At 72.2% G+C, this 903-nt stretch carries 1 protein-coding gene and 1 pseudogene; one reads left to right on the top strand and one right to left on the bottom strand.

Features of this window, described 5'->3' with window-relative positions:
* Positions 1 to 283, top strand: a pseudogene (locus tag GSF22_RS33895) (alpha/beta hydrolase); the annotation flags it as partial.
* Here the strand turns inward: GSF22_RS33895 and GSF22_RS33900 are convergent.
* On the bottom strand, positions 245 to 903 hold a 659-nt coding region (locus tag GSF22_RS33900), incomplete at its 5' end, for a tyrosine-type recombinase/integrase (protein WP_208817960.1). The pseudogene GSF22_RS33895 and the gene GSF22_RS33900 sit on opposite strands and share 39 nt — an antisense overlap.

Raw genomic sequence — 903 nt, forward strand, 5'->3', positions numbered from 1 at the left:
CTACCAGGCCCTGTCCACCTTCGACGACCACGCCGCCCAGGCCCACCTGCACTGCCCCCGCCTCTGCTTCGCCGGCTCCACCGACACCATCACCTACGACGAACGCTGGGGCGGCGTCCACCTCGACATCGGCGGCACCCTGGCCACCCACCGCCGCCAACTCGAAGACCTCGGCTGGCAGGTACACCTCCTCGACGGCCTCGACCACACCCAGGCCATGCAACCTCAGCACGTCCTGCCCGTCCTACACCCCTGGCTGACCCGCACCCTTCACACCAGCTGACCCGCGCCCGTCCCCATCGGCCACCAGACCGACCAACGCCCGGTTCGTCCGGTTGGCCCGCACCGCCGCACGCTGCTGACCCGCCGTCACATCGATGTAGTTCTGACTCGACGCGAGACTCGCGTGCCCCAGCAACCGCATGATCTCCGCAGCACTCGCCCCATCCTCGGCCAACCGGGTCGCGAAGGTGTGCCGCAGCGCGTGCAACCGCGCACCGGCCGGCACCCGATCCCCGATCCCGGCCCGCCGGTACGCGGAATCCACCAGATACTGCAGACCACCGCGCCGCAACGGTGCACCGTGCCGGTCCACCAGCAGCGCGGAGTCCGGTCGTACCGTCCGGGCGCCGAAGCGTACGGCCCGACTGTGCAGGTACGCGCCCACCACCCGGTCGAGTTCCGGCTCCACCGGGATGGTGCGGGGCCGCCCACCCTTGCCGACCACCTCGATCCGGCGCTCACCGTCGCGCCCGACGAGCGAGGCGACCCGCAGGTCCAGCAGCTCCGCCAGGCGCAGCCCCGCGCACAACGCCAACGCCAGCACCGCCAGGTCCCGCTCCGGCCACGGGTGACGCTGCCGATGGTCGGCCCGGGACACCGAGGCCAGCAGCTCCTCCGGGG

Source organism: Micromonospora echinofusca (assembly GCF_017614955.1).
GTDB lineage: Bacteria > Actinomycetota > Actinomycetes > Mycobacteriales > Micromonosporaceae > Micromonospora > Micromonospora echinofusca_A.